Here is a 419-nt window from a genome sequence, read left to right as displayed (position 1 = left end):
CACAAGTATAAGTTTTACTTTGACCAATTCGAACAAAAAAAGATCCCTCTCCCATTGTAAAGCCTACAATTATACCTGTTATGAACGGGTCAATATTTCTTGGAACACGTTCTGTAATTATCAATCCTTTCTCCCACTTGCTACGATACACCTTTCTTTTCACAACATCCTTGTTATCTCTTCCCATATATAGCCCTCAGCTTACTTTTTATAAAACCAAATATATTCTCGACCTACAAATGGATTATCTAACTCATAACTCAATAAGATTTTTTTACTCATCTTTTCTTTCGGATAATACCTTTCATAACACTTTTGTAGAAATCCCAAATACTTATCTTTCGTATCAAACATTTCATATTCGGAAACCGAAATAGGAAAAGCATTAGCTTTAGTTTGAAAACTCGGACGACCTACAA

General features: G+C 33.2%; 2 protein-coding genes. Both read right to left on the bottom strand.

The genetic code is table 11. The annotated features are described in order from the left end of the window. The coding region (locus RCF13_RS21585; RefSeq protein ID WP_308141538.1) for a hypothetical protein at positions 1 to 187 on the bottom strand (187 nt) is incomplete at its 3' end. A 14-nt stretch (positions 188 to 201) separates the two neighbouring features. Then, on the bottom strand, positions 202 to 419 hold a 218-nt coding region (locus tag RCF13_RS21580), incomplete at its 5' end, for a hypothetical protein (RefSeq protein ID WP_308141537.1).

The organism is Stenotrophomonas maltophilia group sp. RNC7 (assembly GCF_030910085.1).
Lineage (GTDB): Bacteria > Pseudomonadota > Gammaproteobacteria > Xanthomonadales > Xanthomonadaceae > Stenotrophomonas > Stenotrophomonas sepilia.
The sequence above is the reverse complement of the archived record's forward strand: the minus strand, read 5'-3'. Positions and strand labels throughout refer to the sequence as shown.